The sequence below is a fragment of the Terriglobales bacterium genome, assembly GCA_035454605.1.
In the GTDB taxonomy this organism is placed as follows: domain Bacteria; phylum Acidobacteriota; class Terriglobia; order Terriglobales; family Acidobacteriaceae; genus DATMAB01.
In genome coordinates this window covers 17,206-42,749 of the sequence record DATIGQ010000061.1, presented here as the reverse complement: position 1 = coordinate 42,749, position 25,544 = coordinate 17,206, and the positions used below count along the sequence as shown (strand labels likewise).

21 protein-coding genes are annotated in these 25,544 nt (G+C 63.9%); 2 read left to right on the top strand and 19 right to left on the bottom strand.

The features are described from left to right. The 14 genes from VLE48_04225 to VLE48_04160 all read right to left on the bottom strand — a co-directional run. A partial coding sequence (locus VLE48_04225; protein ID HSA92194.1) for a PaaI family thioesterase occupies positions 1-360 on the bottom strand: 360 nt, incomplete at its 3' end. Between the two features lie 253 nt (positions 361-613). Further along, positions 614-2,152 carry a NapC/NirT family cytochrome c gene (locus tag VLE48_04220; protein ID HSA92193.1) on the bottom strand — a complete coding sequence of 513 codons (1,539 nt, stop codon included), beginning with the start codon at positions 2,150-2,152 and terminating at the stop codon, positions 614-616. A 59-nt stretch (positions 2,153-2,211) separates the two neighbouring features. After that, positions 2,212-4,212: a cytochrome c3 family protein gene (locus tag VLE48_04215; protein HSA92192.1), complete on the bottom strand. Its 2,001-nt coding sequence runs from the start codon at positions 4,210-4,212 to the stop codon at positions 2,212-2,214. Next, on the bottom strand, positions 4,212-5,489 hold the full coding sequence (locus VLE48_04210) for a cytochrome c3 family protein (protein HSA92191.1): 1,278 nt from the start codon (positions 5,487-5,489) through the stop codon (positions 4,212-4,214). Before VLE48_04210 ends, VLE48_04215 begins: the two co-directional genes overlap by 1 nt. Then, positions 5,489-6,634: a cytochrome bc complex cytochrome b subunit gene (locus tag VLE48_04205; protein HSA92190.1), complete on the bottom strand. Its 1,146-nt coding sequence runs from the start codon at positions 6,632-6,634 to the stop codon at positions 5,489-5,491. Before VLE48_04205 ends, VLE48_04210 begins: the two co-directional genes overlap by 1 nt. A gap of 1 nt (position 6,635) precedes the next feature. Then, positions 6,636-7,106 (bottom strand): Rieske (2Fe-2S) protein, encoded by a 471-nt coding sequence (locus VLE48_04200; protein HSA92189.1) that lies wholly within the window; start codon positions 7,104-7,106, stop codon positions 6,636-6,638. A gap of 32 nt (positions 7,107-7,138) precedes the next feature. Then, positions 7,139-7,444 (bottom strand): cytochrome c, encoded by a 306-nt coding sequence (locus VLE48_04195; protein ID HSA92188.1) that lies wholly within the window; start codon positions 7,442-7,444, stop codon positions 7,139-7,141. An 80-nt stretch (positions 7,445-7,524) separates the two neighbouring features. Further along, positions 7,525-7,842: a cytochrome c gene (locus VLE48_04190; protein ID HSA92187.1), complete on the bottom strand. Its 318-nt coding sequence runs from the start codon at positions 7,840-7,842 to the stop codon at positions 7,525-7,527. A 97-nt stretch (positions 7,843-7,939) separates the two neighbouring features. Next, positions 7,940-10,549 (bottom strand): hypothetical protein, encoded by a 2,610-nt coding sequence (locus VLE48_04185; GenBank protein ID HSA92186.1) that lies wholly within the window; start codon positions 10,547-10,549, stop codon positions 7,940-7,942. A gap of 7 nt (positions 10,550-10,556) precedes the next feature. Further along, on the bottom strand, positions 10,557-11,405 hold the full coding sequence (locus VLE48_04180) for a DmsE family decaheme c-type cytochrome (protein ID HSA92185.1): 849 nt from the start codon (positions 11,403-11,405) through the stop codon (positions 10,557-10,559). 434 nt (positions 11,406-11,839) lie between these two features. After that, entirely contained in the window at positions 11,840-12,283 is a 444-nt protein-coding gene (locus VLE48_04175; GenBank protein HSA92184.1) for a response regulator, read from the bottom strand. A 7-nt stretch (positions 12,284-12,290) separates the two neighbouring features. After that, entirely contained in the window at positions 12,291-12,962 is a 672-nt protein-coding gene (locus tag VLE48_04170) for a hypothetical protein (GenBank protein ID HSA92183.1), read from the bottom strand. A 100-nt stretch (positions 12,963-13,062) separates the two neighbouring features. Then, positions 13,063-15,804, bottom strand: coding sequence for a bifunctional acetate--CoA ligase family protein/GNAT family N-acetyltransferase (locus tag VLE48_04165; protein HSA92182.1), 2,742 nt, complete (start codon positions 15,802-15,804; stop codon positions 13,063-13,065). Positions 15,805-15,865: 61 nt separating this feature from the next. Continuing rightward, positions 15,866-16,417, bottom strand: a complete 552-nt coding sequence (locus VLE48_04160) for a VIT1/CCC1 transporter family protein (protein ID HSA92181.1) — start codon at positions 16,415-16,417, stop codon at positions 15,866-15,868. Positions 16,418-16,594: 177 nt separating this feature from the next. On the opposite strand from VLE48_04160, the gene VLE48_04155 reads away from it, so the two are divergent. Both VLE48_04155 and VLE48_04150 read left to right on the top strand, forming a co-directional pair. Then, complete coding sequence (locus VLE48_04155) at positions 16,595-17,662, top strand: hypothetical protein (protein HSA92180.1); 1,068 nt, start codon at positions 16,595-16,597, stop codon at positions 17,660-17,662. 23 nt (positions 17,663-17,685) lie between these two features. After that, the gene (locus VLE48_04150; protein ID HSA92179.1) at positions 17,686-18,576 is read left to right on the top strand and encodes a universal stress protein; all 891 of its coding nucleotides are present in this window, start codon (positions 17,686-17,688) and stop codon (positions 18,574-18,576) included. Between the two features lie 6 nt (positions 18,577-18,582). Here VLE48_04150 and VLE48_04145 read toward each other — a convergent pair whose 3' ends face one another. The 5 genes from VLE48_04145 to aceE all read right to left on the bottom strand — a co-directional run bounded on the left by VLE48_04145 (position 18,583) and on the right by aceE (position 25,453). Continuing rightward, on the bottom strand, positions 18,583-19,035 hold the full coding sequence (locus VLE48_04145; protein HSA92178.1) for a cyclic nucleotide-binding domain-containing protein: 453 nt from the start codon (positions 19,033-19,035) through the stop codon (positions 18,583-18,585). 127 nt (positions 19,036-19,162) lie between these two features. Beyond that, the gene (locus tag VLE48_04140; protein ID HSA92177.1) at positions 19,163-19,942 is read right to left on the bottom strand and encodes a Crp/Fnr family transcriptional regulator; all 780 of its coding nucleotides are present in this window, start codon (positions 19,940-19,942) and stop codon (positions 19,163-19,165) included. 61 nt (positions 19,943-20,003) lie between these two features. Then, a complete protein-coding gene (gene lpdA / locus VLE48_04135) occupies positions 20,004-21,419 on the bottom strand; it encodes a dihydrolipoyl dehydrogenase (protein HSA92176.1) in 1,416 nt (471 codons plus the stop codon). 9 nt (positions 21,420-21,428) lie between these two features. Continuing rightward, a complete protein-coding gene (locus tag VLE48_04130; GenBank protein ID HSA92175.1) occupies positions 21,429-22,787 on the bottom strand; it encodes a 2-oxo acid dehydrogenase subunit E2 in 1,359 nt (452 codons plus the stop codon). Positions 22,788-22,804: 17 nt separating this feature from the next. Next, positions 22,805-25,453, bottom strand: a complete 2,649-nt coding sequence (gene aceE / locus VLE48_04125; GenBank protein HSA92174.1) for a pyruvate dehydrogenase (acetyl-transferring), homodimeric type — start codon at positions 25,451-25,453, stop codon at positions 22,805-22,807. Between the last annotated feature and the right edge of the window lie 91 nt (positions 25,454-25,544).

Sequence of the window (25,544 nt, the reverse complement as noted above, 5' to 3'; positions counted from 1 at the left end):
CAGGCACACCGGACCATCGACGGGCGTGGGGCGCAGCAGGCGGATGGCGTAGTCGGCGGTGACGGTGCATGGAGGACTGGAGGCGCCCGCTTGCCGCATCAGGTACCAGGCAGCGGTCCAGTTGGAGTGGCAGTCGAGCAGCGACCCGATGATGCCACCGTTGAGCATGCCGGGAAACGCCTGGTGATGCGGCTCAGGCGTCCACTCGGCGACGACCTCGCCGGTTTTCTCCCCGACGAAGCTGCGAATGCGCAGTCCTTTTTCGTTGGCCGGACCACAGCCGAAGCAGATGCCGCGGGGCGAGTACGTCTCCTGCAGGCTTTTCTCCATGGGGCGATTGTAAAGGGTGGATTGATTCATTGAATCATTCAGTCATTGAATCATTGAAAAGCACCGCACGACGCCACCGTTCCAGGAGACGATTATTGCGTCGGCCCTACGTGGCCGTGTCGTAGCCGTTCTATCGCCCCTCTGGGGCTGGGGTTGTTCCCTCTCTGACCCACAGCTTGCGCCGTGGGCTACATTCTCTTGTGCCCCTGCGGGGCTGAGGGAGCAACCTGTTCCGCTGCGCGGAGTGAGGTCTGGGTTCGCACGCACGGCCCGCCACCCAAGGCTACGGCCCGCCGCCGCCGGTGTGGCAGTCGACGCAGTTGACGGCGGTGATATCACCGAGGTCCACCGGGTGCTGGAACTGGTTACCGGTGACGGTGGTGAGTGGCGCGCCGCCTTCCTCCTGCCCCAGGACGACGTGGCAGATGTCGCAGTCCTTGCGGATCACGTTGCCCTCAACGCTCTTGTGCTGGCCGTCGTGGCAGCGGAAACAGCCGGGATAGAAGAAGTGGCCGATGTTATCGGGGTGGACGCGCCAGTCCACTTTCATCTCCGGAAAGATGGTGGAAGCGTAGATCTGCTGCACTCCGGCGATGGCCTGGTGCACGGCGGGCCGGCGCGTCTTGTAGAGGTCCGGGTACTTGGTGAGGTAGAAGCGGTCCAGGGTGGTGGCGATGGCTTCACGCGCGCCCTCGCTGGTGTCGTACTTCTGGCTGAGCACTTCGATCGCCTGCTGGCGGATAAAGGGGAGCGTGGCGTCGATCTTGCCCGCGAACAGGTAATCGTCCACGGAGCGCTCGGGCGGGTAGTAGATGTGCGACGGCCGGTTGTGGCAGTCCATGCAGTCCATGCGGCGCTTGGGAGCGGCTTTGATCTGCTCGGGCGTGAGGTCGGAGCCCTCCGTCAGATACTCGGTGACGCGTCCCTGCTGGTCCTTGATGCGCACCCACGGAATCTGCTGGCGCTGCGGGTCGGTGGCGATGTAGGTGACCTCGTTGGCGATGTTCATGTGCCAGTGGATCCCGGCGGTGAGACCGGTGGTCGGGCTGCCGCCGCCGGTCTTGATGAGCAGGCGGATCTGGCGCGGGGTGTTGCTCTCGTCCGAGCCGTAGTGGGTAATCACCTTGAGCTGGGCGCCGTAAAAGCGCTCCGGCCAGTGACACTGCTCGCAGGTCTCCTGCGCAGGACGAAGATTGGCTACCGGGGTGGGAATGGGCTTGGGGTACTTGTGAAACGTCACGGCGTAGATCTGATAGGCGCCGGAGAGCTTGGACTTGACGTAGAAGGTGGCGCCGGGCCCCACGTGGCAGTCCACGCAACGCACGCGGGCATGCGGCGAAGCCTGGTAGGCGATGAACTCGGGATGCATCACCGAGTGGCAGAGCTGCCCGCAGAATTCGGTGGTCTCGGTGTACTCGTAGGCGCGATAGCTGCCCAACGCGCTCAGCGACAAGAACACCAGCATGGAAACCAGGAAGAAGGCAAAGGCGTGGCGATGGTGTGTGAGGTTGAGATCGATGCGGGGATAAGCCGGAATCGCGGCTTCGGCATGCCGGCGCCGCCGGCGGCGCTCCAACAGCATGCCGATGGGGATGAGCACCAGGCCCAGACCGAGGAAAGCGGGCAACACCATGTAGGCGAGGATGCCGACGTAAGGATTGGTCGTGACGCCGAACAGCTCCAGCATCAGGACAAACAGGATGTTGGTCAGGCTGATGAGGGCAATCCCCGCGCCAATCCAGCTCAGGATGTTGCGGAACAACCCCGGCGGTCGCGGGGGAACAGCAGGTTCAGCGGAGGTCGGTTTGGTTTCTTCAGGCATACGATGATCTCGACGAGCCACTATTATTCACAGTCGGGGCGACGGGCGCAGCAGGAAACTCAAGACGAGTCCGGTGCCGGCTTGTCGTCAGAAGGCGGAGCGGCTGGCTTCTCCTCGGGCTTCGCAGCCGGCGGGACTTGCGACGGTTCCACAGGCGCCGCGACGGGATCGGTTCCGGGCTGCTCCAGCATCTGCTCGTAGGCCTGCGCATGATGCTCGCGGTAGTGGTCCTCGGAGACGCGACCGTCCCAAAATGCCCAATTGATGGGATAGACACTGGGATCGAAGATCACCTGGTAGAAGTGCCAAATGAAAATCGCGGAGACGGCCAGGATGGCTTCATAGAAGTGGATGGCGGTGGCGATGTCCACCGACCAGCGCGGCACCAGGCGGACGACCTCGACCTCGAACCACATCATCAGGCCGGTGAGGCCCATGAGAACCGTGCCCCAAACCACGGCCAGATACTCAGCTTTCTCCGCGTATCCGAAGCGGCCAAAGCGGGGCTTCGCGGAAGAACGGCCCAGGTGGTAGCGCAGGTTGGCGATGAGGTCTGCGACGTCCTTGCCGCGCGGGGCGAAGTCCCGCAAACCCTGACGGCCCTGGCGGGTCAACAGCATGTAGCCGACGTGGTAGGCGCCGAGCAGCAACATCACCACCGCGGCGACGCGATGGCCGAGGCGGCGAACCGTCTCATTCGAGCCCAGCAGCCAAGCCAGCCAGGAGTCCGGATACTTCAGCGCGAAGCCGGTGGCGGCCAGGACAAAGAAGCTGGTAAGCAGCAGCCAGTGCTGGATACGCTGATTGCGGTCCATGCGCACGATGGGGCGCGGGCGCCGGTCACGCCGGACCAGCGCCTGGCGGCGCCAGAGAACGGCGTTGTGCACAATCATCCCGCCCAAGGTAAAGGCGATGAGCACGATGTAAAAGCGCCGCACCCAGAGCGTGCCCAGGCTGCCCATGTCGCGCGAGACGGGGACATCCAGATGCACCTTGCCGGCCGCGAAGTTCTGACTGGCGCCGGGGTGGCACTGGCCGCAGGTCTTGACCAGATTCTCTTTCGAGATGGTAGAGCGCGGGTCGGAAGAAGGCAGGATGTTGTGCACCCCGTGGCAACTGGCGCAGTTGGCCACCACGCCGGAACCGAGCTGGGAAGCCAGGCCGTGGTAGCTGTCGAGATAGCTGGTGGCGCGGTGGCCGGGAACGCCAAACTCCTCGGAGAGGCGCATGCCCTCATGGCACTTGGCGCACGTAGTCCGCGCCAGAGCCTGGGATGCGACCGAGGAAGTGGGGTCGATGTGCGCCTTGATGAGGTGGATGCCGTGGCAGTCAGTGCACACCGGCGCCTGCGAATTGCCGCGCTGGATGGCCCGGCCATGAATGCTGGCCATGAACTCGTGGGAGACATCCTGGTGGCACTGCCCGCAGGTCTGCGGGACGTTGAACTTGAAAATGGGAGACTTGGGGTCGGCGGCGGTGAGGATGTCGTGAGCGCGGTGGCAATCCGTGCACACCGCGGCCTTCTCCCTGCCGGCGGCGATGGCGCGTCCGTGGACGCTCTCCTGATAGGAGAAGAACGGGCGGGTGCTGATGCCGCCGCTTTCCACGACGAAACGATCGCTGTGGCACTTGCCACAGGTCTGCGGGACGTTGGCGTGCGCAGTGGGCGATAGTGGATTGGTCGAGGGCTTGATGGCGTGCGGGTCGCCGTGACAGGCCGTGCAGGTGGGCGTCTTGCCGTTGCCGGTCTTCGCGGCCCGGGCGTGGATGCCGGTCTCGAAGGCCTGCCTGGCGTCGGCGTGGCAGGTGCCACAGTCGACCTTGGCAGGCGCAGGCTCGTGGGGAAACGCTGTGATGTCCGTGTGGCAGTCGGCGCAGGAGAGGATGCCGTGGACGGATTCCTGGAAGACCTTGGCGTCCACGTGCTTTTCCATGCTCGCGTCCGAATGGCATTCCAGGCAGTCGAGCCCCTTGGACGTCTGGGCGGGAGCGGGCACCGTGAGCGCCAGCACAATCGCGGTCGGCAGCAGGAGACTCAGGGCTGCCGGGCCGCGGAACATCAGGCAGATCCCTTCCCCGGGCCGGACTCGATCTGGCGAATGTAGAGGCGCAAGGCGACCAGCACGACCAGGATGGCTAGAAGAGAGACCCCAAGGCCCTTGCGACGGAAGTCGTGCTCCTGGAGAGCGCGCAGGCCGTCTTGGTGGGTCTTCTCCGCAATCTTGAGACCGGCGCTGAGGTCTTCTTCCACGCGCGCGAGTTGAAAGCTATGAATGGTGACCCGCGCTTTGGTGAGGGCGTCACGCGCCTGCCCCTGTTCCAGCCTGGCTTCGCTCACTTCCATGCCGAACCGTTCGGCGCGTTCCAGAACCTCATCGGAGCGCAGGATGGCATTCTGCAAATCGCCCAGGCGGCGCTGAAAGGTGACGGCCGCCGTATACCCGCCATCGCCTTCGACGTGACACTGCGTGCAGGCCGATTGCGGCCCCGCGCCCAGCATGGCATCACCCGGCGCCACGACCCGGTGATTGCTGTGGCAGGTGATGCAAGCCGGGACTCCGGCAGCCGCAAAGGCGGACTTATGCGGGCTGGAATCGAAGAGCTGGGCCTGGAAGACGTGGCAGTTTGAACATACGAACTCCACCGAAGCTACACCCGGCGGCGCAGCGCCGTGGTTGCCGTGGCAAGTGGTGCAGGTGGGCGCGCTCAGGTCACCGCGCTCCACCAGCGCCCGGTGGTGCACGCTCTCCTTGTAGGAAGCGTACTGGTCGGTGGGAATCTTGTAGGCCTGCATGTAAGCGGCGTCGGCATGGCAGCGGGAGCAGGTCTCCGCGATGTTGAGCGGGTGGATGCTGGAGCGCGGGTCCGATCCAGGGCGGATGCCGTGGACGCTGTGGCAATCGGTGCAGACCGCGACCTTGTCGTCTCCCTTGGCCAGCAGCTTGCCGTGCACGCTGGTGCGGTACTGGCTGAGCTGGTCGGTGCGCAAGGACGGGTTGTACTGGCGCATGTAGGCGCCGTCGGAGTGGCAGCGCGCGCACAGCTCCGGCACCTGCTTGCGGTCCACGTGTCCGCGGAAGCCGGCGGCCGGGCTCATGGCTTCCTCGGGGGTGGTCTTGGAGGGATCGCCGCCGTGGCAACTGGCGCAGGTGAGGCCCTTCTGAGCATGGATATCTACGTCGAACTTCTCCCGCGCGACGCCGATGGGTTCCGGGAACTCAGCGTGACAATCGAGACAGGTGTCGGCCTGCTGGGCCCGAGCCGGGGGAGCGCCGCCCGGCAGGCAAAAGACAGACAGCAGAAGCGCAAAGATAGCGAGTTGGTCGGTGCGTCGCATCAGCTAGCCAGGTAGCCGTACACGCTCATGGCGGTCATGTAGACCAAGGCAAAGATGCCGGCGCCCAGAATCCAGCGGGAGCCACGGCCCTCACCACGGTCGAAAAACGGGAGCAGGAGCCAGAGGCCTCCAGCCACGCTGAAGGCCAGCACGCCGACCATCTCGCCATCGAGCGGACCGAGCTTGGCGGGAATGAGCTTGAGAGTCTGGAACATCCACAGGAAGTACCACTCTGGGCGAATGCCCGCGGGCGCAGGGGCGAAGGCGTCGGCCTTGGTGCCGAGCTCCCAGGGAGCCAACGCAGCCAGCGCGCCCAATACTCCCAAGGCCACGTACCAGGCCATCAGCTCCCGCAGGAAGAAGTTGGGGAAGAAAGGCATCTCGCGGCGTTCCGCCTGCGCTCCTGCCTGCTTCAACCACAGCTCCGCCGCTGCCGGGTCATGCTTCCGCAGATACTTCAGGGCGTGCATGGCCCCCTCCATGCCGCCGGGCACGCTGATTCCCTGACGCTGAATGAGCGCAAGGTGAATCGCCAACAGCAGCGTGGTGATGCCGGGAAGCACGGCCACGTGGAGGCCGAAGAAGCGGCTGAGGGTGGCACCGGTGACATCCTCGCCGCCGCGCAGGAAGACCATGAGCCAGTGGCCTACCACAGGAACCTGGCGGACGATGTCGGTGCCGACCTTGGTGGCGAAGAACGCCAGAGTGTTCCAGGGCAACAGGTATCCGCTGAAGCCAAAGCCCATCGCCAAGACCAGCAGCACCATGCCGCTCACCCAAGTAAGTTCACGCGGCTTGCGGTAAGAGCGCAGGAACAGCACGCTGAACATGTGAGCGAAGGCAAAAAAGATCATCAGGTTGGCGGCCCAAGAGTGGATGGAGCGGATGAGCCATCCGAACTGCACCCGGGTCATGATGAACTGCACGCTTTCGAAGGCTTCGTTGGCGCTGGGTCGGTAGTACAGCAACAACAGGATGCCGGTGAAAACCTGCACCAGAAAAAGGAAGAGAGTGATCCCACCCAAGTAGTACCAATAGGAGTAGTAGTGGACCGGGACGGTCTTGTGGCGCAAGGGCGCCATGAGGTCTTGGAGGTCCAGCCGCTCATCCAGCCATTCGTATGCACGGGTGACGAGATTCTTCATGTCAAGCCTTCTGGCGCCGGCTGACGATGATCTCATCGCCCTGCACGTGAACCTCGTAGGCTTCCAGCGGCCGAGGCGGTGGTCCGGAAACGTTGCGGCCGCTCAGGTCGTACATTCCGTTGTGGCAGGCGCACCAGATGTTGTGCAGGTCGTCGCGGTACTGCACGGTGCAGTCCAGGTGGGTGCAGGTGGCGGAGAGAGCGCGGTATTCGCGGTCGGCGGTGAAGATCAGGATCCCAGGCCGGCTGCCAAAACGGAAGATCATGCCGGAGTTGGGCTTCAGATCGCCCACCTTGCCCGCCACCACGGTGTCGGCACCGAGATCGGCCGAAGGCGGCGGGACGATGTAGCGCAAAACGGGATAAAGAAAGGAAGCCGCGGAGGCCAACAACCCACCGCCCAGCAGCAGTTCCACCAGTCGCCGCCGGAGCGGCAGTGGCGGCTGCGAGATGTCGGCCCCCGGAGGGTTCATAAGCTCAGTTACCGTTCCAGACCTTGGGGAGGTTACTTCTTCTGGAGGTCGCGAATATGGGCGACCAATCCCTTGATCTGGTCGGCGGTCAGCTTGCCGTTGTAGGCGGGCATCTTGTTCTTGCCCTTGCTGATCGCGTCGGTAAGCTGCTGGTCCGTGAGCTTGACGATCTCGGGATCGTGAAAATCACGCGCCCCCATTTTCTTGCCAATGGGCGAGCCGCTGCCATCGGCGGCGTGGCAGCTCACGCACTTGGACTTGTACAGCGCGGCCGCATCATCCGCCGCAGCTCCGGCGGTGAGGAACAGCAGCGATACCGTCAGAACGACAACCATCATGGCCCGGCTCATCAAGATCCTCCTCAAATCAACCCCGTCCCACGCGGGGACGGGGGCTGTATTGTTATCGTACCGCAAGGTTACTTTTTCGACAGCTCTTTCATGTAGGCGACCAACGCCTTGATCTGGTCGGCCGTCAGCTTCTTGTCGTACGCGGGCATCTTCGCCTTGCCCTTGGTGGTGATGTCAATCCACTCGGCCTCGGTGGCCTTTTTGAGCTCCGGGTCTTGCAGGTCCTTGGCGCCCATCTTCTTGCCGATGGCGCTGGCCTTGCCGTCAGCACCGTGACAACTCGCACACTTGGACTTGTACAGAGCTGCGGCGTCGTCCGCAAGAGCCGCCGGAGCCAACATCAATACCGCGACTGTCAGCGCCAGAATGACTGCCATCTTCCGCATAAAACCTCCTTGCCACTCCCACTCTGATGTTCCCAGAAAAGCCAAAGGCCCGCTGTGAGCAACGTCACACACCCGCGGGCCTTTGATTTCAACCGTTTCAGAACGCATAGCGCAACGAGAGCGTAACCACGTTGCCGCGCACGTCGCGCCCGGTGCAGATGCCGTTCGGGGTGTTGATACTCGGCGCTGTCAAGCCGAAGCATCCGCCTGGCAGCGTGAAGCCGGCATCGGACTTCTCGTTGTAGCCGTAATAGTTCCAGACGCCTTTCGCCATCCAACGCTTGGTGAGCTCCACCGACAGGTCGGCCGACGGTAGATGGTAGTTGATGCCCAGGGGCCCCTGCGGCGAAACAGGGTTGAGGATGAGCGTCGAGCCGGCGCTGCTGGTGAGCGTGTAGCCGACTCCGGCCCTCACGCGCGGTACCGGCTTGAAGAAGAAGTTAATCGAGCCATAGTGGATGTCGTTGTTGTAGGTGGAAACGTCGTCAAAGAAGTAGTTGCCGGTCGGGCTGGGAGGCGAGGTAACGCCGGCGGCAATGGCGCACTCGGGCGAGAGGGAAAGACTATTGGCAGTACCCAGAGCAACCGGATAGACATAGCAGATGTTGGTGGTGGAGAAGATGTCGGTGAAGTTGTAGCCGAGGTCCAGTCCCCAGTTGTCCTTGATAAAGGCGGCGAAGAAGCCGTAGTAGCGATAGTGCTGCCGGTTCTGAACGTCGGGAACGTTGTTGCGCTGTTCCAGGATGTTGAAGTTGAAGCCGAGAGAGATCCAATCCTGGGGCTTGTAGGTGGTGCGGAACTTGTACTGCTGCCGGTTACGCGGCATGATGCGGGTGAACACGTTGTCGGCCGACATCATTTCCACGTCAAAGCTAAAACGCCACTGATCGTTGGGGCGTGCCCAGAGCCCGAACAATCCGGAGTGCTCGTTGAATTCGAGCTGCGGCTCGCCTTCGAAGATGCCCGAGCCTTCTTCCACCTCCGCCTGGCAAATGCCGGTCACGGGATCGAGTACCGCACTGCCATTGGCGAGATTAGTGGCGTTGCAAGCACCGCGCTGCGCGGTGGCCGGGAAAAACGTCAAGTCCTCAAACACGAAATGGCCATGACGGATGACCCGATCGCGGAAGCGGTAACCCAGGCGCGCCCCTACCCGGCGGGTGAAATCGTACTCGAGCTGAATGGTGTTGATCTTGGTGTCCTGACCCAGGAAGCTCACGAAGCCCTCGTGCGCGATGTCCGCCGGGGAGCTGCTGCTGTGTGAGGGGCAGGTCGCCGCCGTAAACGGGGCCGGACAGGTGGCCGTGCTGAACACGTTCGGCGCTACGGTCATGTTGGTGCCGAACAGCGAATTCTCCTCCAGCGCAGCAATGCCCGGGATGCGGAAGTCGGACCAGCGGAAGTTATCCACGATGCGGAACTTGTCGGTGAAGCGGATGGTAACACCGAAATCCGCACTCACCGAGATGCGGTGTGCACCGATGGGATCGGGGAAGCCGATCATGTCGCCCAGTTCGTGGCTGGGACCGAAGGTGAACGAGCGCTGGCGCGTGCGAGTGACCAGTCCCGCATACTGCTCGGTGTAGATGGGCACGTCGGTGTCGCCACCGCTATAGACGAAGCGGCCGGAAAAATCCACGTTCTTGAAGTAGCTGCTCTGGAAACTCAGCTGCTCGGTGGGAAAGTTCGACCGCACCTTGGCGTAGCGGTTGTAGAGCAGATATCCGTTGCAGGTGGGGTTCGCTGTCTGCGGCGTGGTGGTGAAGTCGTTGATGGGAGTGGCGCAGGGCGAGTTGGCAGCCGTATCAAGAATCAAACCCAGGTCCACCTGATCCACCGTCGTGGTGGTCCCATCGGGAAGCCGGATGATGCAGCCTGCACCGGGGCACTGCGCGAAGTACGGCAATCTCGGATCGCGCAAGACCCCGTCGGTGTAGCTGTTGTCTCCCTTCTGATAGTTAAAGAACTGGTCGTAGCTGATGTTGGTGCGGGGCAGAAACTTGAAGTCGAATCCGATGCGGTAGGAATGCAGAATCTGCCTCCAGTCCTGGAACACGAGCACGTCGGTGCCCTCATGGAAACTGGAGAAGGAGGGCCCTTCACTCACGTTCTGGCCATATCCCAGGCGGATGCGGAAGCGGTCTTGCGGGCGCAGGATGAGATCGAAGTCGCTGATCCGGCGCACCACTTCGAAGCGGTGGGGGCTGAAGTCGATGGGCACGGCCGGCACCGAGGTGTCGGGATTCAGCGGGTTGGCCAGCAGGTTGTAGTCCCAGAAATTGCGATCCCTGCGGAAGCTAGCGGTGAAGTTATACCACTTGTTCTTGGTCACCTTAAGGCGGGTGACGTTGTTGGGGTCGCCGCCGTAGCCGAAGCTGGAGACGTAGAGGTCGTCGAACAGCGTGCCCTGATGATTCAGGGAGCGCATCTGGAGAGTGTGCTCGAGCAGACGGGGACCGTCGTACAGGTTGACGAAGGTGTTCCACAACGACCCGTTCCCGGAGTAGTCGGTGATGCGCCCGCCGAACTCGATGGATTGGTGGATGTTGTAATTGCCAGAATTGATGCCTTCGTCCGGCTGGTCCTGAGCAACCGCCAGACCGGCGGCACTGACCAGACACACGGCGAGGAACAGCCTCGCGCCCCCGGCCAGAAGACCGCGAGCACCTGGAATCGGATTCTCGAAATCATGGCACATGGTCTTCATTGGTCACCTACTTGAAGAAGACTTCACTAAAGTTGGAGCCGTGAATGGCCTGATGGCACAGGGTGCATGCCTGGTACTTCGCAGTCTGGTTGTGGAAACTCGGGGTAACAGGAATATCCGAGTCCACGGTAAAGGTGTGGCACTCCAAACAGAGCAGATTCACCTGGCTGCGCTTGAGCAGCCGAGGGTTAGTGGAACCGTGTGGCGTGTGGCAGGCGAGGCAGCCTTCAGTCTTGATGGGAGCGTGCTCGAACACGAAGGGACCGGCTTTTTCCGTGTGGCACTTGAAGCAGACCCAGTCCTGGGCCGTGGTGGAACGAAGCTGACGGGTCAGGAACCCACCGTGCTGATTATGACAATCCGTACACTTCACCAGCTTCTCGTTCACGCGGTGGTGGAAGGGTTTGGAGAACTCGGGCTTCACATCCAGGTGGCAGGTGTAGCAGAGGTTGGGCTGGTCGACCTTGAGCAGCGCCACCTTGGCCTTGGCGGAATGCGGCGAGTGGCAGTCGATGCAGCTCACATTGTTCTCCAGGTGAACGGAGCGCGCGAAGTTGCTGTGCTCCTCGCCATACTGGTGGCAATCCAGACAGCGCTTGGAGATTTCTTCCGCCGACTTGCCCTTGAAGCTGAAAATCTTCGAGACGTCGCCGCCTCCTTCAACGTGCTCACGACCCGGGCCGTGGCAGGCTTCGCAGCCCTGGTACTCCGGCCCCTTCTTTTTGTCGAGCGTGGTGCGGAAGTGGGCGGTGGTCTCAAAGTGCTTGAACTTGTCCTCGTGGCAGGTCTGGCAGGTTTCTGCCCCGACGTAATCCTCCGCCTTGCCTTGCGGCGGATGCGGAACCTCGGCCGCCAACGCAACCGGAATCAGCGCGGGCGATGCGGGAGGAGAATTCGGCCAAGCCAGAAGACAGAGGAGAATGCTGCTGAGAAGTGTGATTCTTACGGCCTGCGAAGGGCGCATGCGGTGTCCCCCTTCCTTTTTTGCCGGCATAAGTGCAAACACAACTGGACACTTTTATCGCAAGAGCACCCAAAACCGGTCTGTGATGGCGGTCACACCTGCGCCTGGATGTCCCTCTACCTGCAATCGGTGCCCTTAGCGTCCAGGAGAGGTTGGCGCTCGGTGGGGACCCTAGTGAGAATCGGTCCTTTCATAACCCAGCTCGGGGCCAGATTCAAGGGGACTGCGGCCATCGCCCGGCCGTGACCGCCTGCTCAGTTCCCTATCCCAAAACGAAAAAGCCGGACTGTAAACCCGATTGAAGAGAGGAATGCGCAAGTGAACGTTCAAGAACTGCGGCGGGAGACGATGCGAGGCCCGCTGACGGCCAACGGATCGTCGCGCTCGGTGGCGGGAATTTCGGGAAGGGGCCGCGGCGCAAAAGTGGCAACGACTTCCGCAATCTCCTCCAGATCACACTTAGCCACCACCGCCGAGGCGCCCAGGCCCAGGAAACGCTGCGCCTTCCGCTGCGAGTACGGAATGTTCTGGGTTACGACTACAGGAGGGAGAGGACGGAAAGCGGCGAGTTGCTGCAGCATCTCGACCGCGTCCGCATCCGAGAGCTGGTCGTCGAGCAAGACCAGGTCGAAGGGCTGCGCGCGCCGCAGTTCCAGAGCCTGTGCTCCGCTCCAGGCGGTTTCGGTCTCGTAGCCCATGGTGCCCAGCAGGCACTCGAGCGCACAAAGCACGGTCTCGTCGTTATCGACGATCAAGATGCGTTTGCCCATCTCCTCCTCACACACCCTTGGCGGCCTGGGCCAGGGCGCGATCCTGCTCCAGGCGGCGAATGGCGGCGCGCAGCCAGTGGATCATGGCCTCTTCCAACACGGCCTGGTTACCGCACGCCTCCAGCGTTTCCACGGTCTCCCCTTTTTCGGTCAGGGGGATGTGATGGCAGGGGACATTCTCGTGCTGGCGCGACTCCGGCACGAACTGCATGAGCAGGCACTCTTCGCAGGGACGCGAGCGCTGCGGGTCGCCGTAGTTGATGCAGGTGATGGAGTCCTGGAAGGGACGGGTGGGCACTTGCGGCGTGTGCACGGAGCGGCCGTAGCCGCCCGCTTCCAGGAAGTCCAGCTCGAACTTGAGCAGTTCGAGCAGGTCGCGGTCGTCCTTGTTCAGCGGAATCTCCCTGGCCCTGATGGTCTGGACTTCGTTCGTCGGCATAAATCCTCCACTCTCACCGTGGTGCTTCAAGTGCACCCTGACGGCGCCATCCTTGTGTTCGAACAACAGAGTGATGGTGGCGGCACAGCGGCCGCACAACCAGTAGTACTCAATGCGGCGGGAGGTCTCGGTGCGTTCTCCGGTTCCAGGCTCGGGATCGGTGTAGAGCTGAAACAGCTTCCCTTCGCGCAGATAGCGGAAGGGAGCGGAACAACCCGGATTGGCACACTGCGAAATCACAGGCGAGCCTCCCGCCCCTGAAACGAGACTACTGCGGGGTGTATGGCAAGGCTGTGATAAGCGTCACCGGAAGAGGTGATAAACCGCACGCAAGTCGCGGTCAGAGGTCGAGTTCGCCCACGATGAGGGGTTCGTCGGGCACAGGCCGCAAGCGGAAGCCGAGCTTCTCGCAGACGCGCTGCATGGCGCGGTTCTCGGGCAGCATGTAGGCCAGGATGCGGCGCAACTTTTCGTCCCGGCCCACCTGGATGAGGCGCTGCAGCAGTTCGGTGCCCACACCGTGGTGCTGGTACTGGTCGCTGACCAGGAACGCAACCTCGCCTTCCTCGGCGAGATGAAGTTTGCTGAGGCGGCCCACGGCGATGATTTCCGGCTGGCCGTTGTGACCGTCCTGTTTTTCCGCTACCAGCGCCATCTCGCGGTCGTAATCCACGAAGCAGATGCGGGTCAGGCGTTCGTGCGAGACCCTCTGCGCCAGTTGCAATTGCTGGAAGTAGCGCAGGTAGACGCTGCGTTCGGAGAGCGTCTGGTGGAACCAGACCATCAAGGGCTCATCCTCCGGGCGGATGGGGCGAATGACGATTTCCGTGCCGTCGCCCATCCGCCACGGTGCCACATACTGCGACGGGTAGGGACGGATGGCAGGCCGCGGCAGGCGCTCATCGCTTACTTCGCGGGGATGCACCACGACGCGCGCGTCCAGAGCCAGCAGGCGCTCGGGCGAGGCCAGCAGCGGGTTGATGTCAATCTCGCAGATGGCCGCCTGCTCGACGACCAACTGCCCGAAGCGCACCAGCAACTGCTCGAGGGCATCGAGGTCCACCGCGGCACGCCCGCGGACTCCCTTGAGCGCGGCGAAGATCTTGGTTTGCTCCATCATGCGCAGCGCGAGCGTGGTGTTGAGGGGCGGAAGAGCGAGAGCGCGGTCGCGGAACACTTCCACCAGTTGACCTCCGGCGCCGAACAGCAGGACCGGACCGAACTGCGGATCCAGGCTGGAGCCCAGGATCAGCTCGTAGCCGTCGGTGCGTACCATGGGCTGCACGGTAACGCCCAGGAAATGTCCTTCGCCCGCCTTCTTGCGTACCGCAGACTCGATCTCGCGCCAGGCGCGCTCGACGGCGTCGCCGTCGCCCAGGTTGAGCTTGACTCCGTCCACGTCCGTCTTGTGCGTAACGGTCTCTGAGTGCAGCTTGACCACGACGGGATATCCCAGTGATTCGGCCAGCTCCCGCGCTTCTTGCGGCGAACGTGCCACGCGCGTTTCGACCGTAGGAATACCGTAGGCGGCCAGGACCTGCTTGGACTCGAACTCGGTCAGCAGCGTGCGCCCGGCGCGGCGCGCGGCCGCAACCATCTCCGCGGCACGAGCGCGGTCGGGTTCCGAGCCCGACTCGGCGCGCAGCACCGGCGTTTCGTACAGCCCGCGCAGGTTATAGCTGTAGCGCCACATGTAATTGAAGGCGCGCGCCGCTGTGTCCGGATACGGAAAGGTGGGGATGCCGGAACGGTTGAGGATGGCTTCACCGCCCGAAACCTCAGCGCCGCCCATCCAACTGGCCAGGACGGGCTTGCCGGTGGAAGAGGCCAACGGCTTCAGGAGTTCGGCCACGCCGGTGGGATCGGTCATGGCCTGCGGAGCCATCACTACCAGCATGCCGTCGGTGTTGGGATCACGGGAAGCGACCTCGAGCGCACGCGCGTAGCGCTGCGCGTCGGCATCGCCCAGGATGTCGATGGGATTGTTGTGGCTCCAGTGCGGCGGCAGGAATTCGTCCATCGCCTTGAGGGTTTCGGGCGCGAGAGGCGCCAGCTCTCCGCCACCGGCAATGAGGGCGTCGGTGGCCAGCACCGCCGGACCGCCGGCGTTCGACACGATGGCCAGGCGCGGCCCGCGAGGACGCGGCTGCTTGGAGAGCACTTCCGCCATGTAGAAAAGGTCGGCAATATTGCGCACGCGCAACACGCCAGAGCGGCGGAAGGCAGCGTCCAGAACTTCGTCGCTGCCGGTGAGCGCGCCGGTGTGGGAAGCGGCGGCACGCGCCGCCTGTTCCGTGCGTCCCGCCTTGATGACGATGATGGGCTTGGAGAGCGCGACTTCGCGCGCAGCGGAGAGGAAGGCGCCCGCATCCCCGATGGATTCCATGTAGAGCACGATGCTCTCGGTGCGGGTATCGTCGCCGAGGTAGTAAATGAGGTCGCCCCAGCCCACATCCAGCATCGAGCCCACGGAGACGAAAGCGCTGAAGCCCACCATCTCTTTCAGGCTCCAGTCGAGGATGGCGGTGCATAGCGCACCGCTCTGGCTGACGAAGGCCACTTTGCCGGGGCGCGCCATGTCGTGCGCGAAGGTGGCGTTCAGTCCGGTGAAGGGGCTCATCAGGCCGAGGCAGTTGGGACCGATGATGCGCAAGCGCCCACGCCGGGCTTGGTCCAGTACGCGGCGTTCCAGTTCCGCGCCCTGCTCACCCACTTCCTTGAAGCCGGCGGAGATGATGATGGCGGCGCGCACGCCTGCGTCTACGCAATCGCCGATGACAGCGGGTACGGTCGCGGCGGGCGTCACCACCACGGCCAGGTCCACTTTCTCCGGCACCGCCCCGACGGCGGGATAGGCCTTGATGCCGAGCACACTTGGGCGCGCCGGATTCACGGGAAATACCGTGCCGCCGAAGGGGCTGCTGAGCAGGTTCCAGAGGATGCTGCGGCCCACGCTGCCGGGGCGCTCGGTCGCGCCAATCACCGCTACCGAGCGGGGCGCGAAGAAGGCGTCCAGCGGCTGGTGCTCGGCACGCAGCACGTCATACGCGGGATCGGAAAGCGGTGCGGGCGCAGGCTTCATCGGGCTGGCTCCCGGCGGGAGGATGCGCAGCGAGTATAGCGCCGGCGATGGAGGCGGCTCTTCATCCTCTTGCCATACTTCCCAGCAGATGTCCAACGGCGTAGGAAACGGCGGCGGCGGCCGATCCCACCAGCAACATCTCCAGGCCGTTGGCCAGCCAGCGTCCGCGGGTGATCACGGTGCGCAGGCTGCCGACGATGAACAGCGTTACCGCCGTGGCCGCACAGGAGATGGCGAAGGCGTGCTCGCGAGTGATCAGCAAAGGCAGAAGGGGCACGCAGCCGGCGCCCAGAAAAGCTACAAAGATGGCGGCGCCGTGCCCCACCGCGTGGATGCGGCCTTCGTGGATGTGGCCGTCCACGCTCACGCGGTAGTCCTGCTCGGAACGCTGTCCCAGGTAGGCGCCGGCGGCCATGGAGAAGCCGTCGGCGAGCAGGTTGGCGAAGCCGAGCACCACGGCGATGGCAGGGTTCAGCGCCGCCCCGGTGACGCCGCTGACCACGGCGAAGGTGGTCACAATGCCGTCGTTGGCGCCGAAAACCAGATCGCCGATGTGATGCGCCCACGAGGGCCAGAAACCAAGCGAGGTTGGTGGATCGTCCTTGATGCTCACGCGCGCCTCCGAAACAGGAATGGCCGCTCCATGGTAACGGCTGGCGCGGATATCGTCGCCGCCGGACCGACTGGCGAACGGTGTCCTGTCTCACGCGCGCTTGTGATGGCAGTCACTGCCGCTGGCGCGGCACGGTTCTAGGCTCAAATCAGGACGTCGTGTGCGAGGAGGTGCCTTATGTCCGCCGCCGTCCAGACCATCCTGCCGCCCGCACCCCTGGAGGCCTGGCAGATTTCCGAGGGTGACTATCCGGTGGAAGGGCGCGCCGCCGACAAGCTGCGCTTCCTGCTGCGCTATGCCGTGCTGGCCCCCTCCAGCCATAACACCCAGCCCTGGCTGTTCCGCATCCGCGACGACGCCGTGGAACTCTATGCCGACCGCAGCCGCGGCCTGCCGGTGGTGGACCCGGATGATCGCCAGCTCATCATGAGCTGTGGCGCGGCGCTGCTCCACCTGCGTATCGCCATCCGCCACTTCGGCCATGCCGGAGAGGTCGCGCTCTTTCCGGACACATCCGATCCCGACCTGCTGGCCCGCGTCCGGCTGGGCCGCATGCATCCGCCAACCATAGAGGAAGAAGAAATATTCCACGCCATCCCGCGGCGGAGGACCAACCGACTGGCCTTCGAGCCGCGGCCTGTGGACCAAGGCGTGCTCTTCCAGTTGCGAGTGGAAGCGCGCGCCGAAGGCGCCTGGCTGCACATCCTGCAGAGCGAGGACGAGCGCAACCGGGTGGCGGACCTGGTGGCGGAAGGCGACCGTGTCGAGTGGGCCGACCGGCGCTTCCGGCGCGAGTTGGCGTCATGGATGCATCCCAACGCCAGCTCCAGTTGTGACGGCATGCGCGGCTATGGGTTCGGGCACGGCGACTTGATGTCGCGGGGCGGTCCGTTCTTCATCCGCACGTTCGACCTGGGTGGGCAGACCGCCGCCTCCGACCGCAGGATCGCGGCGGGATCGCCGGCCCTGGCGGTGCTGGGGACCGACGGCGACTGGCCTTACGACTGGCTGGCAGCCGGACAGGCTCTGGCCCGTGTGCTGCTGATGGCGCGCGCCCATGAGATTTGGGCGTCGTTCCTCAACCAGCCCGTCGAGTTGCCGGACCTGCGAAGCAAGTTGTGCGACCTGTGCGACGGATACGGTTATCCGCAGATGCTCATGCGCCTGGGCTACGGGCGGGACGTGCGGCCCGAGCCTCGCCGCCCGGTGGAAGAAGTGCTGATGCCCGAGGTCCCGGTTCCCTGACTTCGGGCCGGGGAAGGTGTGAAATGAAAGTGCTCGATGCAAAGACGCGCATCTCGCTGGCAAACATCCTGGTGGCAACCGACTTCTCCGCTCCGGCCCAGACGGCGCTGGTGTACGCCGCGGCCATCGCGCGCCGTTACCAGTCCACGCTCTACGTGGCGCACGTGTTGCTGCCGGAAATCTATCCGCCGCCGCCGGCACGAGCGGCCGCCGGGCAAACCCAGGATCAGTTTGCAGAAAAGGCCATGGAAGAGCTGCTGGCATCACCTGCGCTTGAAAACATCGCCCACCAGGGCCTGTTCGGGCGGGGAGAGATCTGGGACGCGCTGGGCGACATGATCCGCCGCCAGGAGATCGACCTGGTGGTCACCGGCACGCGCGGCAAGAAGGGCCTGGGCAAGATGGTACTGGGCTCGGCCTCGGAAGAAATCTTCCGCATGGCGCCTTGCCCGGTGCTGACCGTGGGACCGCACGCCGCACGCCGCCCGCCCGAGGAAATCGGCTTCCATCACATCCTGTTTCCCACGGATTTCGGCGAGCCCTCGCGAGCGGCGGCGCCGTACGCTGTCTCCCTGGCACAGGAGAACCAGGCAGGCATCACGCTGCTGCACGTGGCGGAAGAGCACCCCGGCGCCAAGCTGGAGCAGAAACTGGACATCCGCACCGACGCGGTGCGGCGCCTGCACAAGCTGGTTCCACCCGAGGCCGAACTGTGGTGCGAGCCGGAGTTTCTGGTGCGCATGGGCGAGGTGCGGCATTGGATCCTGCGCGTGGCCACGGACTGCGCCGCCGACCTGATCGTGATGGGCGTCAAACCGGTGGCGGCCTTCTCTGCCCATCTGCCAGCCAGCACCGCCTACACCATGGCCTGCGAGGCACACTGCCCGGTGCTCACGGTTCGGGGCGAAACGTAGGGGGAATCAGTCGGCAGAGGCGCGGCGCCGGCGCGGCTGGCTTTCGCGGATGGCATGCACGCGTTGGTGCGCCTGCTCCACTTCGTGGCTCAGCCGGTGGAGGATGGGCAGCCAGGCGGCGGTGTGCTGCTTCAGGAAGCGCAGGAACTGGGGGCGCGGAATGTAGCGGGCACGGCTCGGCCGGGTCAGTTCCGCGCTGAGTTCGGCCGCAGCGCCACTGATGGCGGCGCTCAGGCCCAGCAGGGTGCCCGGTCCGGCCTTGCAAACCACGATGCGCTTGCCACCCGATGGGTGCACGACCAATTCCGCCTCACCCGCGCGCAGGACATAAATGCCGCGCGCGTTGCGGCCCTCGCGGAACAGCAGTTCCCCCTCGGCATAGGCTCGTTCGGCGAAGCGCCGCTCGAACTTCGCCCAGTCTTCGTGAAAGGCATCGTGGAAGTCCTGCTCCGGACACAAATCGCATCCGACGGTTGAGCAGGGTTGGCGCGCGCTCTTGGACGGGGCCGGCATTGGAGCGCATCTTGGAGGCAAACGACAGTCCAAGACTGTGACCACGGTCACGAATGCAAGTGACAGAGAAAAGCTAGGAACCCACCAGGGCCTGGAGCGCAGTCTTGTTGCGGATCTCGAGGATGGAACCCTTCCAGCCGATGAACTGCTTCCTGCGGAGCTCGGTGAGCAGGCGGGTGACGGTTTCGCGCGAGGTGCCGATCATCTGCGCGATTTCCTCGTGGGTGAGGGTCACGCGGATGCGGTTGCCCTTGCCACCGCGGGCGACGTCGCGGGCGGCCAGCTGCAACAGGAACATAGCCAGCTTCTCTGCTGCGGAATGAGACAGACCGAGCGAACGGATTTCGCGGCAGGCCACATCGTATTTGTCGCTCAGCTGCTGCGCGGCGCGGAAGCAAGCGGTGGAGTGTTTCTGCAGGAAGCGCAGGAAGTCGTCGCGCCGCACGAAGTTGGCCTGCGTCGGCTCCAGTGTTTCTGCCGTCAAGTCGTAGGGACGGCCGGAAACGGTCGCGCTGATGCCCAGCACTTCGCCGGCTTCAGCGATGCGCAGGATCAGCACTTTGCCTTCGGCGGAACCCATAGACAGCTTCACCTTGCCCGAACAGAGGACGTAGATGCCGCGCGGCTGCTGACCCTCGACGAAGAGCACGGCGTCGGACGGAAAGGCTGCCGGTGAGGCAATGGTCTGGAAGTTCTGCAGTGCGTCCTTGGGCAGGCTGCAGAAGAAGGTGTCTGAACGAAGGGAGCAGTTCAGGCAGTTGTCCGCGATTTCCAGGCCGAATGGGGCGCGCGCCACGACCACCTCGCAATGCGATTCTAACACCGCCGTGTTGCCGAATGGGAAAGGCGGCATGCAATGTTCTACATGGAACAGCGCCGCACCCGTGGCAAAAGGCTTGCTCCCAAATCGTGGGTCAGGATTTCTTCTTGGGGCGGTAGAGGTGCGTGGCCTGGCCGAAGAAGACTTCGGCGGCTTCCATGACCGTCTCCGAGAGCGTGGGATGGGGATGGATGCTGAGCTTGAGGTCGGTGGCGAGGGCAGCCATCTCCACCGCCAGTACGCCCTCGGCGATCAACTCGCCGGCACCGGGGCCGGCGATGCCAACACCCAAGACGCGCTGCGTCTCGGGTTCGAGCACGAGCTTGGTGACGCCGTCGGAGCGGTCGAGCGTCATCGCGCGGCCCGATGCAGCCCAGGGAAAACGCACGACCTCCACCTTCTTCCCTTCCTTCTCCGCTTGCGTTTCCGTGAGCCCGCACCAGGCGATCTCGGGATCGGTGAACACGACGGCGGGGATCGCACTGGGCTCGAAGGCGACTTTGTGACCGGCGATAGCTTCGACGGCGACGCGTCCTTCATGGGAAGCCTTGTGTGCCAACATGGGCTCGCCGGCGACATCGCCGATGGCGAAAATGGCGGGGTCGGTGGTGCGGCGCTGCACGTCCACCTGAATAAAGCCCCTCGCGTCTACCTTGACTTTGGTGTTCTCGATGCCCGGGACTGGGTTGGGCTTGCGGCCGACGGAAACCAAAACCTGCTCAAAGGTCTGCTCGGATGCGTCGTCGCCCTCGAACTTCACGCGCAGGCCGTCCTTCCCTTCCTGCATGGAGGCGACCTTGGTCTTGAGCTTGATAGCAGCAAACAGCTTTTCCAGACGCTGATGGAGCGGCTTGACGAGGTCGCGATCGGCGCCGGGCAGTAGGCCCTCGAGCATCTCCACCACGGTGACCTTGGAGCCGAGTGTGGCGTAGACCGTACCCAGCTCGAGGCCGATGTAACCGCCGCCGATGACCAGCAGCGTTTTGGGAACCTCCTTGAGTTCGAGGGCGGAAGTTGAGTCGAGGACACGCGGGCTGTCGATGGAAAGTCCGGGAACGGAAGCAGGTCGCGAGCCGGTGGCGATGATGGCGTTCTGGAACTTGAGCGTCTGAGCGCCCTTGCTCCCTTCTTGCGTGATGGTGAGCGTGCTGGAGTCGGTGAAGGAGGCGCGACCCTGGATGTATTTCACCTTGCGCGTGCGCGCCAGGATGCCGAGGTTGCCCGTCAGCTTAGAAACAACGCCGTCCTTCCAGCCGCGAAGTTTCGCCAGATCGAGCTTGGGCTCGGGGTAAGTGACACCCCAGGCAGACGCGCGCGCAGCTTCGTCGATGACCTTGGCGACGTGCAGAAGAGCCTTGGAGGGGATGCATCCGCGATAGAGACAGACGCCGCCCGGGTTGAGCTCGGCGTCGATGAGGGTGACGTCGAGGCCCAGGTCGGCAGCCAGGAAGGCGGCGGCGTATCCGCCGGGGCCGGCGCCGATAACAGCGAGATGGGTGGTGTCAGGCATGGAAAGGCATCACCCCTCGAGCGGGAGCAGGAAGGGTTGCTCGAAGGCGTCGGCGACCCAGCGCAGGAAGCGGGCGGCGTCGGCGCCGTCGATGAGGCGGTGGTCGTAGGAGAGCGAGAGCGGGAGCATGAGGCGTGGCTGAAAGATGCCGCTGACAAAGACCGGCTCCTGGCGTCCGCGGGAAAGGCCCAGGATGGCAACTTCGGGCGCGTTGACGATGGGCGAGAACGATGTGCCGCCGATGCCACCCAGGTTGGTGATGCTGAACACGCCACCTTCCATCTCCGCCGGTGTGAGCTTGCCGGTGCGGGCCTTCTCGGCGAGCTGGGAGAGTTCGACCGAGAGCTGGATGAGATTCTTCTGGTCGGCGTCGCGGATGACCGGAACCAGCAGGCCGCGCTCGGTATCCACAGCGATCCCGATGTGGCAATACTTCTTGTGAATGACCTCTTCACGCGCCATGTCGATGGACGCGGCAAACTGCGGAAAGTGCTTGAGCGCGGAAGCGATGATCTTGACCGCGATGGCGGTGACGGTGAGCTTGCCTCCGGCCTCCTCCGCGCGCTTACCGAACTTTTCCCGAAGCTGCTCGAGCGAAGTGATGTCGGCCTTGTCCTGCTGGGTGACGTGCGGGATGGTCGACCAGGCGTAGCTGAGGTGGCGCGCCGTGGCGCGGCGGATGGCCCGCATGGGCTGGCGGTCGATGGCGCCCCACTTGGAAAAATCGGGAAGCGGTTCGGCGGGAACAGCCGCGGCTGAGGGCGCGACGCGCGCGCCGGTAGTGATCTGCTTGACGTAGGCCTTGACGTCGCTCTCGGTGATGCGTCCGCCGGGGCCGCCGCCGCGGACTTCATTGATATCGATGCCCAACTCGCGGGCGAAGCGACGGATGGCGGGTGAGGCTGGGGCCTGCGCGCGCGGCGCAGCGGGAGCCGCACGCGTCGGTGCAGCCTCGGTGGCCGGCGCCGGTTGGGGCGCGCTGACCGCCGCAGCAGGGGGCGGCGGAGCGACGACCGCGGAGGCTTGGGACTCTTGCCTTTCCTCTTTCGCAGATTTCTTCTCCGGGGGTTTTTCGGCAGCTGCCTTCTTCTTTTCCTCTTTCTTTTCTGCCTTAGCTGGCCGGGCGGCAGCGCCGTCTTCGACAGTGAGGATGAGATCACCGACCTTTACCTTCTGGCCGGCCTTGACGTGGATCTTGGATACGGTGCCGGCGACGGAAGAGGGTACTTCGACGATGGCCTTGTCGGTCTCGAGTTCGACCACCGGCTGGTCTTTTGCGATGCTGTCGCCTTCGGCGACCAGAATCTTGACCAGATCACCGGAGGTGACGTTCTCGCCCAGCTCGGGAATCCGGAATTCAGTGGCCAACGAAAAGGTTCCTTCCTCTAAGAGACCGCGGGGTCGAGTTTGTCCGCATCGATTTCCAGGTCGCGGATGGCTTTCTGCACGACCTCGGGCTTGAGCTGGCCTTCGCGCGCCAGGGCACTGAGCGCGGCCAGGGTGACGAAGCGAGCGTCCACTTCAAAGAAGTCGCGCAGGCCGGCACGGCTCTCGCTGCGTCCGAAGCCGTCTGTGCCCAGGGCGACGATGGGCCGCGGGAACCAACGGGCGATGGAGTTGGGCAGGGCCTTGACGTAATCGGAGGCGCAGACGAAGACACCGGGGGCGTCCTCGAGACACTCGGTCACGTAGGCCCGACGCGGCTTCGACTTGGGATGCAGCATGTTCCAGCGCTCGGCGGCGTTTCCGTCGCGGTAGAGCTCCTTGTAGCTGGTGATGCTCCAGACGTCGGCGGCAACGTCGTACTTTTCGAGCAACTCCTGCGCCTTGATGACCTGGGGCAGGATGGCGCCAGAGCCAAACAACTGCGCGCGCAGCTTGTGCTTCTTCCCTGCAGCGCGGAAGCGATACATGCCGCGCAGGATGCCCTGCTGCACTCCCTTGGGCATGGGTGGCATGGCGTAGGGCTCGTTCATCACGGTGAGGTAGTAGAAAACGCTCTCACCTTCGACGTACATGCGGCGGATCCCGTCCTGGATGATGACGGCCAGCTCGTAGGCGAAGGCCGGGTCGTAGCAGCGACAGTTGGGCACCGGGTAGGCGAGCAAGTGGCTGTGGCCATCCTGATGCTGGAGTCCTTCGCCGGCGAGGGTGGTGCGGCCGGCCGTGCCCCCGAGCAGGAAGCCGCGGCAGCGGGAATCCGCAGCCGCCCAGATGAGATCGCCGATGCGCTGGAAGCCAAACATCGAGTAGTAAATGAAGAAGGGGATGGTGTTAATACCGTGGTTGGCGTACGCCGTACCAGCGGCGATGAATGAAGACACGGAGCCGGCTTCCGTGATGCCTTCCTCCAGGATCTGGCCGTCGATGGCCTCCTTGTAGTAGAGCAGCGTATCCATATCCACGGGCTCATAGAGCTGGCCGACGTGGGAGTAGATGCCGACCTGGCGGAAGAGCGCTTCCATGCCGAAGGTGCGCGCTTCATCGGGGATGATGGGCACGATAAGGTCGCCAATCTGAGGATCACGCAGGAGCTTGGAGAGCAGGCGCACGAAGACCATGGTGGTGGCGACCTTACGGTCCTCGGTGCCGGCATGGAACTCCTCGAATAGTTCTTCCGAGACGGGCTTGATCGGCTGGGCCAGCATGGCGCGCGCGGGCACAGGGCCACCCAGTTCCTGGCGGCGCGCCTGCATGTATTTCATCTCCGGAGCGTCGTCGTCGGGCCGGTAGAAGGGAGCGCCAGCGATATCCTCGTCAGAGACAGGAACGCCGAAGCGGGCACGGAAGGCGCGGAGCTCGTCCTCATTCAGCTTCTTCTGCTGGTGGGTGATGTTCTTGCCTTCTCCAGCTTCGCCAAGGCCGTATCCCTTAATGGTCTTGGCGAGGATGACGGTGGGAGATCCCTGGTGCTCGAAGGCCGCCTTGTACGCGGCGTGGACCTTGATGGGGTCGTGGCCGCCGAGCTTGAGACGCTTAAGCCCCTCGTCGGAGATATTGCTAACCATTTCCAGCAGGCGCGGATCCGCGCCCCAGAAGTGCTCGCGCACGTAGGCGCCAGTCTCGACGGCGTACTTCTGGTACTGGCCGTCCACGGTTTCTTCCATGCGACGGAGGAGCAGGCCGTCGTGGTCGCGGGCGAGCAGTGGGTCCCACTCACTGCCCCAGATGACCTTGATGACGTTCCAGCCGGCGCCGCGGAAGGCGGCCTCGAGCTCCTGGATGATCTTGCCGTTGCCGCGCACGGGACCGTCGAGGCGCTGGAGGTTGCAGTTGACCACGAAGATGAGGTTATCGAGCTTCTCGCGCGAGGCCAGGGTGATGGCGCCGAGCGATTCCGGCTCATCGGTTTCGCCATCGCCCAGGAAGGCCCATACCTTGGAGTCGGAAGGCTTCTTCAGTCCGCGATCCTCGAGATAGCGGATGAAGCGGGCATGGTAGATAGCCATGATGGGGCCGAGCCCCATGGAAACGGTGGGAAACTGCCAGAAGTCCGGCATTAGCCAGGGATGCGGATAAGAAGAGAGGCCGCCGCCGGGCTTGAGCTCGCGCCGGAAGTTCTCCAGGCGCTGGACCGGGAGGCGTCCCTCGAGGAAGGCGCGGGCGTAGATACCGGGGGCAGCGTGGCCCTGGAAGTAGATGACGTCGCCGTCATGGTCGGCCGTACCGGCGCGGAAGAAATGGTTGAAGCCTACCTCGTAGAGCGTGGCGGCGGAGGCGTAGGTAGAGATGTGGCCTCCTATACCCTCCTCGAGGCGGTTGGCGCGCACGACCATGGCCAGTGCGTTCCAGCGGACCAGGCTCTTGATGCGGCGTTCGACCTCCTGCGAGCCGGGGAAGGGCGGCTGCTTTCCCACCGGGATGGTGTTGCAGTAGGGAGTGGTGGCGGTGAAAGGGAGCTTGATGCCACGTTCCTCGGTGTGGGCCCGGAGATGCTGGAGCAAGCGGCCGGCGCGCTCGGGGTTGCCGTTCTGAAGAATGTAGTCGAGGGAGTCGAGCCACTCGCGAAGCTCAACCGCATCGAGCTCAGTCATCTGGTTGGAAGATTTTTCCGACATCGTCGCTCACCCCAAGAATCCGAGCCGCAGAAAGAAACCGTTTCCAAAGTCTAGCACCCAAAACCGC

What these genes read in the sequence shown, in the direction of transcription:
- VLE48_04220 (HSA92193.1), bottom strand. Translation starts at nt 2,152, where the DNA reads ATGCCTGAAGAAACCAAACCGACCTCCGCTGAACCTGCTGTTCCCCCG.
- VLE48_04215 (HSA92192.1), bottom strand. Translation starts at nt 4,212, where the DNA reads ATGTTCCGCGGCCCGGCAGCCCTGAGTCTCCTGCTGCCGACCGCGATT.
- VLE48_04210 (HSA92191.1), bottom strand. Translation starts at nt 5,489, where the DNA reads ATGCGACGCACCGACCAACTCGCTATCTTTGCGCTTCTGCTGTCTGTC.
- VLE48_04205 (HSA92190.1), bottom strand. Translation starts at nt 6,634, where the DNA reads ATGAAGAATCTCGTCACCCGTGCATACGAATGGCTGGATGAGCGGCTG.
- VLE48_04200 (HSA92189.1), bottom strand. Translation starts at nt 7,106, where the DNA reads ATGAACCCTCCGGGGGCCGACATCTCGCAGCCGCCACTGCCGCTCCGG.
- VLE48_04195 (HSA92188.1), bottom strand. Translation starts at nt 7,444, where the DNA reads ATGATGGTTGTCGTTCTGACGGTATCGCTGCTGTTCCTCACCGCCGGA.
- VLE48_04190 (HSA92187.1), bottom strand. Translation starts at nt 7,842, where the DNA reads ATGCGGAAGATGGCAGTCATTCTGGCGCTGACAGTCGCGGTATTGATG.
- VLE48_04185 (HSA92186.1), bottom strand. Translation starts at nt 10,549, where the DNA reads ATGAAGACCATGTGCCATGATTTCGAGAATCCGATTCCAGGTGCTCGC.
- VLE48_04175 (HSA92184.1), bottom strand. Translation starts at nt 12,283, where the DNA reads ATGGGCAAACGCATCTTGATCGTCGATAACGACGAGACCGTGCTTTGT.
- VLE48_04165 (HSA92182.1), bottom strand. Translation starts at nt 15,804, where the DNA reads ATGAAGCCTGCGCCCGCACCGCTTTCCGATCCCGCGTATGACGTGCTG.
- VLE48_04155 (HSA92180.1), top strand. Translation starts at nt 16,595, where the DNA reads ATGTCCGCCGCCGTCCAGACCATCCTGCCGCCCGCACCCCTGGAGGCC.
- VLE48_04150 (HSA92179.1), top strand. Translation starts at nt 17,686, where the DNA reads ATGAAAGTGCTCGATGCAAAGACGCGCATCTCGCTGGCAAACATCCTG.
- VLE48_04140 (HSA92177.1), bottom strand. Translation starts at nt 19,942, where the DNA reads ATGCCGCCTTTCCCATTCGGCAACACGGCGGTGTTAGAATCGCATTGC.
- lpdA (HSA92176.1), bottom strand. Translation starts at nt 21,419, where the DNA reads ATGCCTGACACCACCCATCTCGCTGTTATCGGCGCCGGCCCCGGCGGA.
- aceE (HSA92174.1), bottom strand. Translation starts at nt 25,453, where the DNA reads ATGACTGAGCTCGATGCGGTTGAGCTTCGCGAGTGGCTCGACTCCCTC.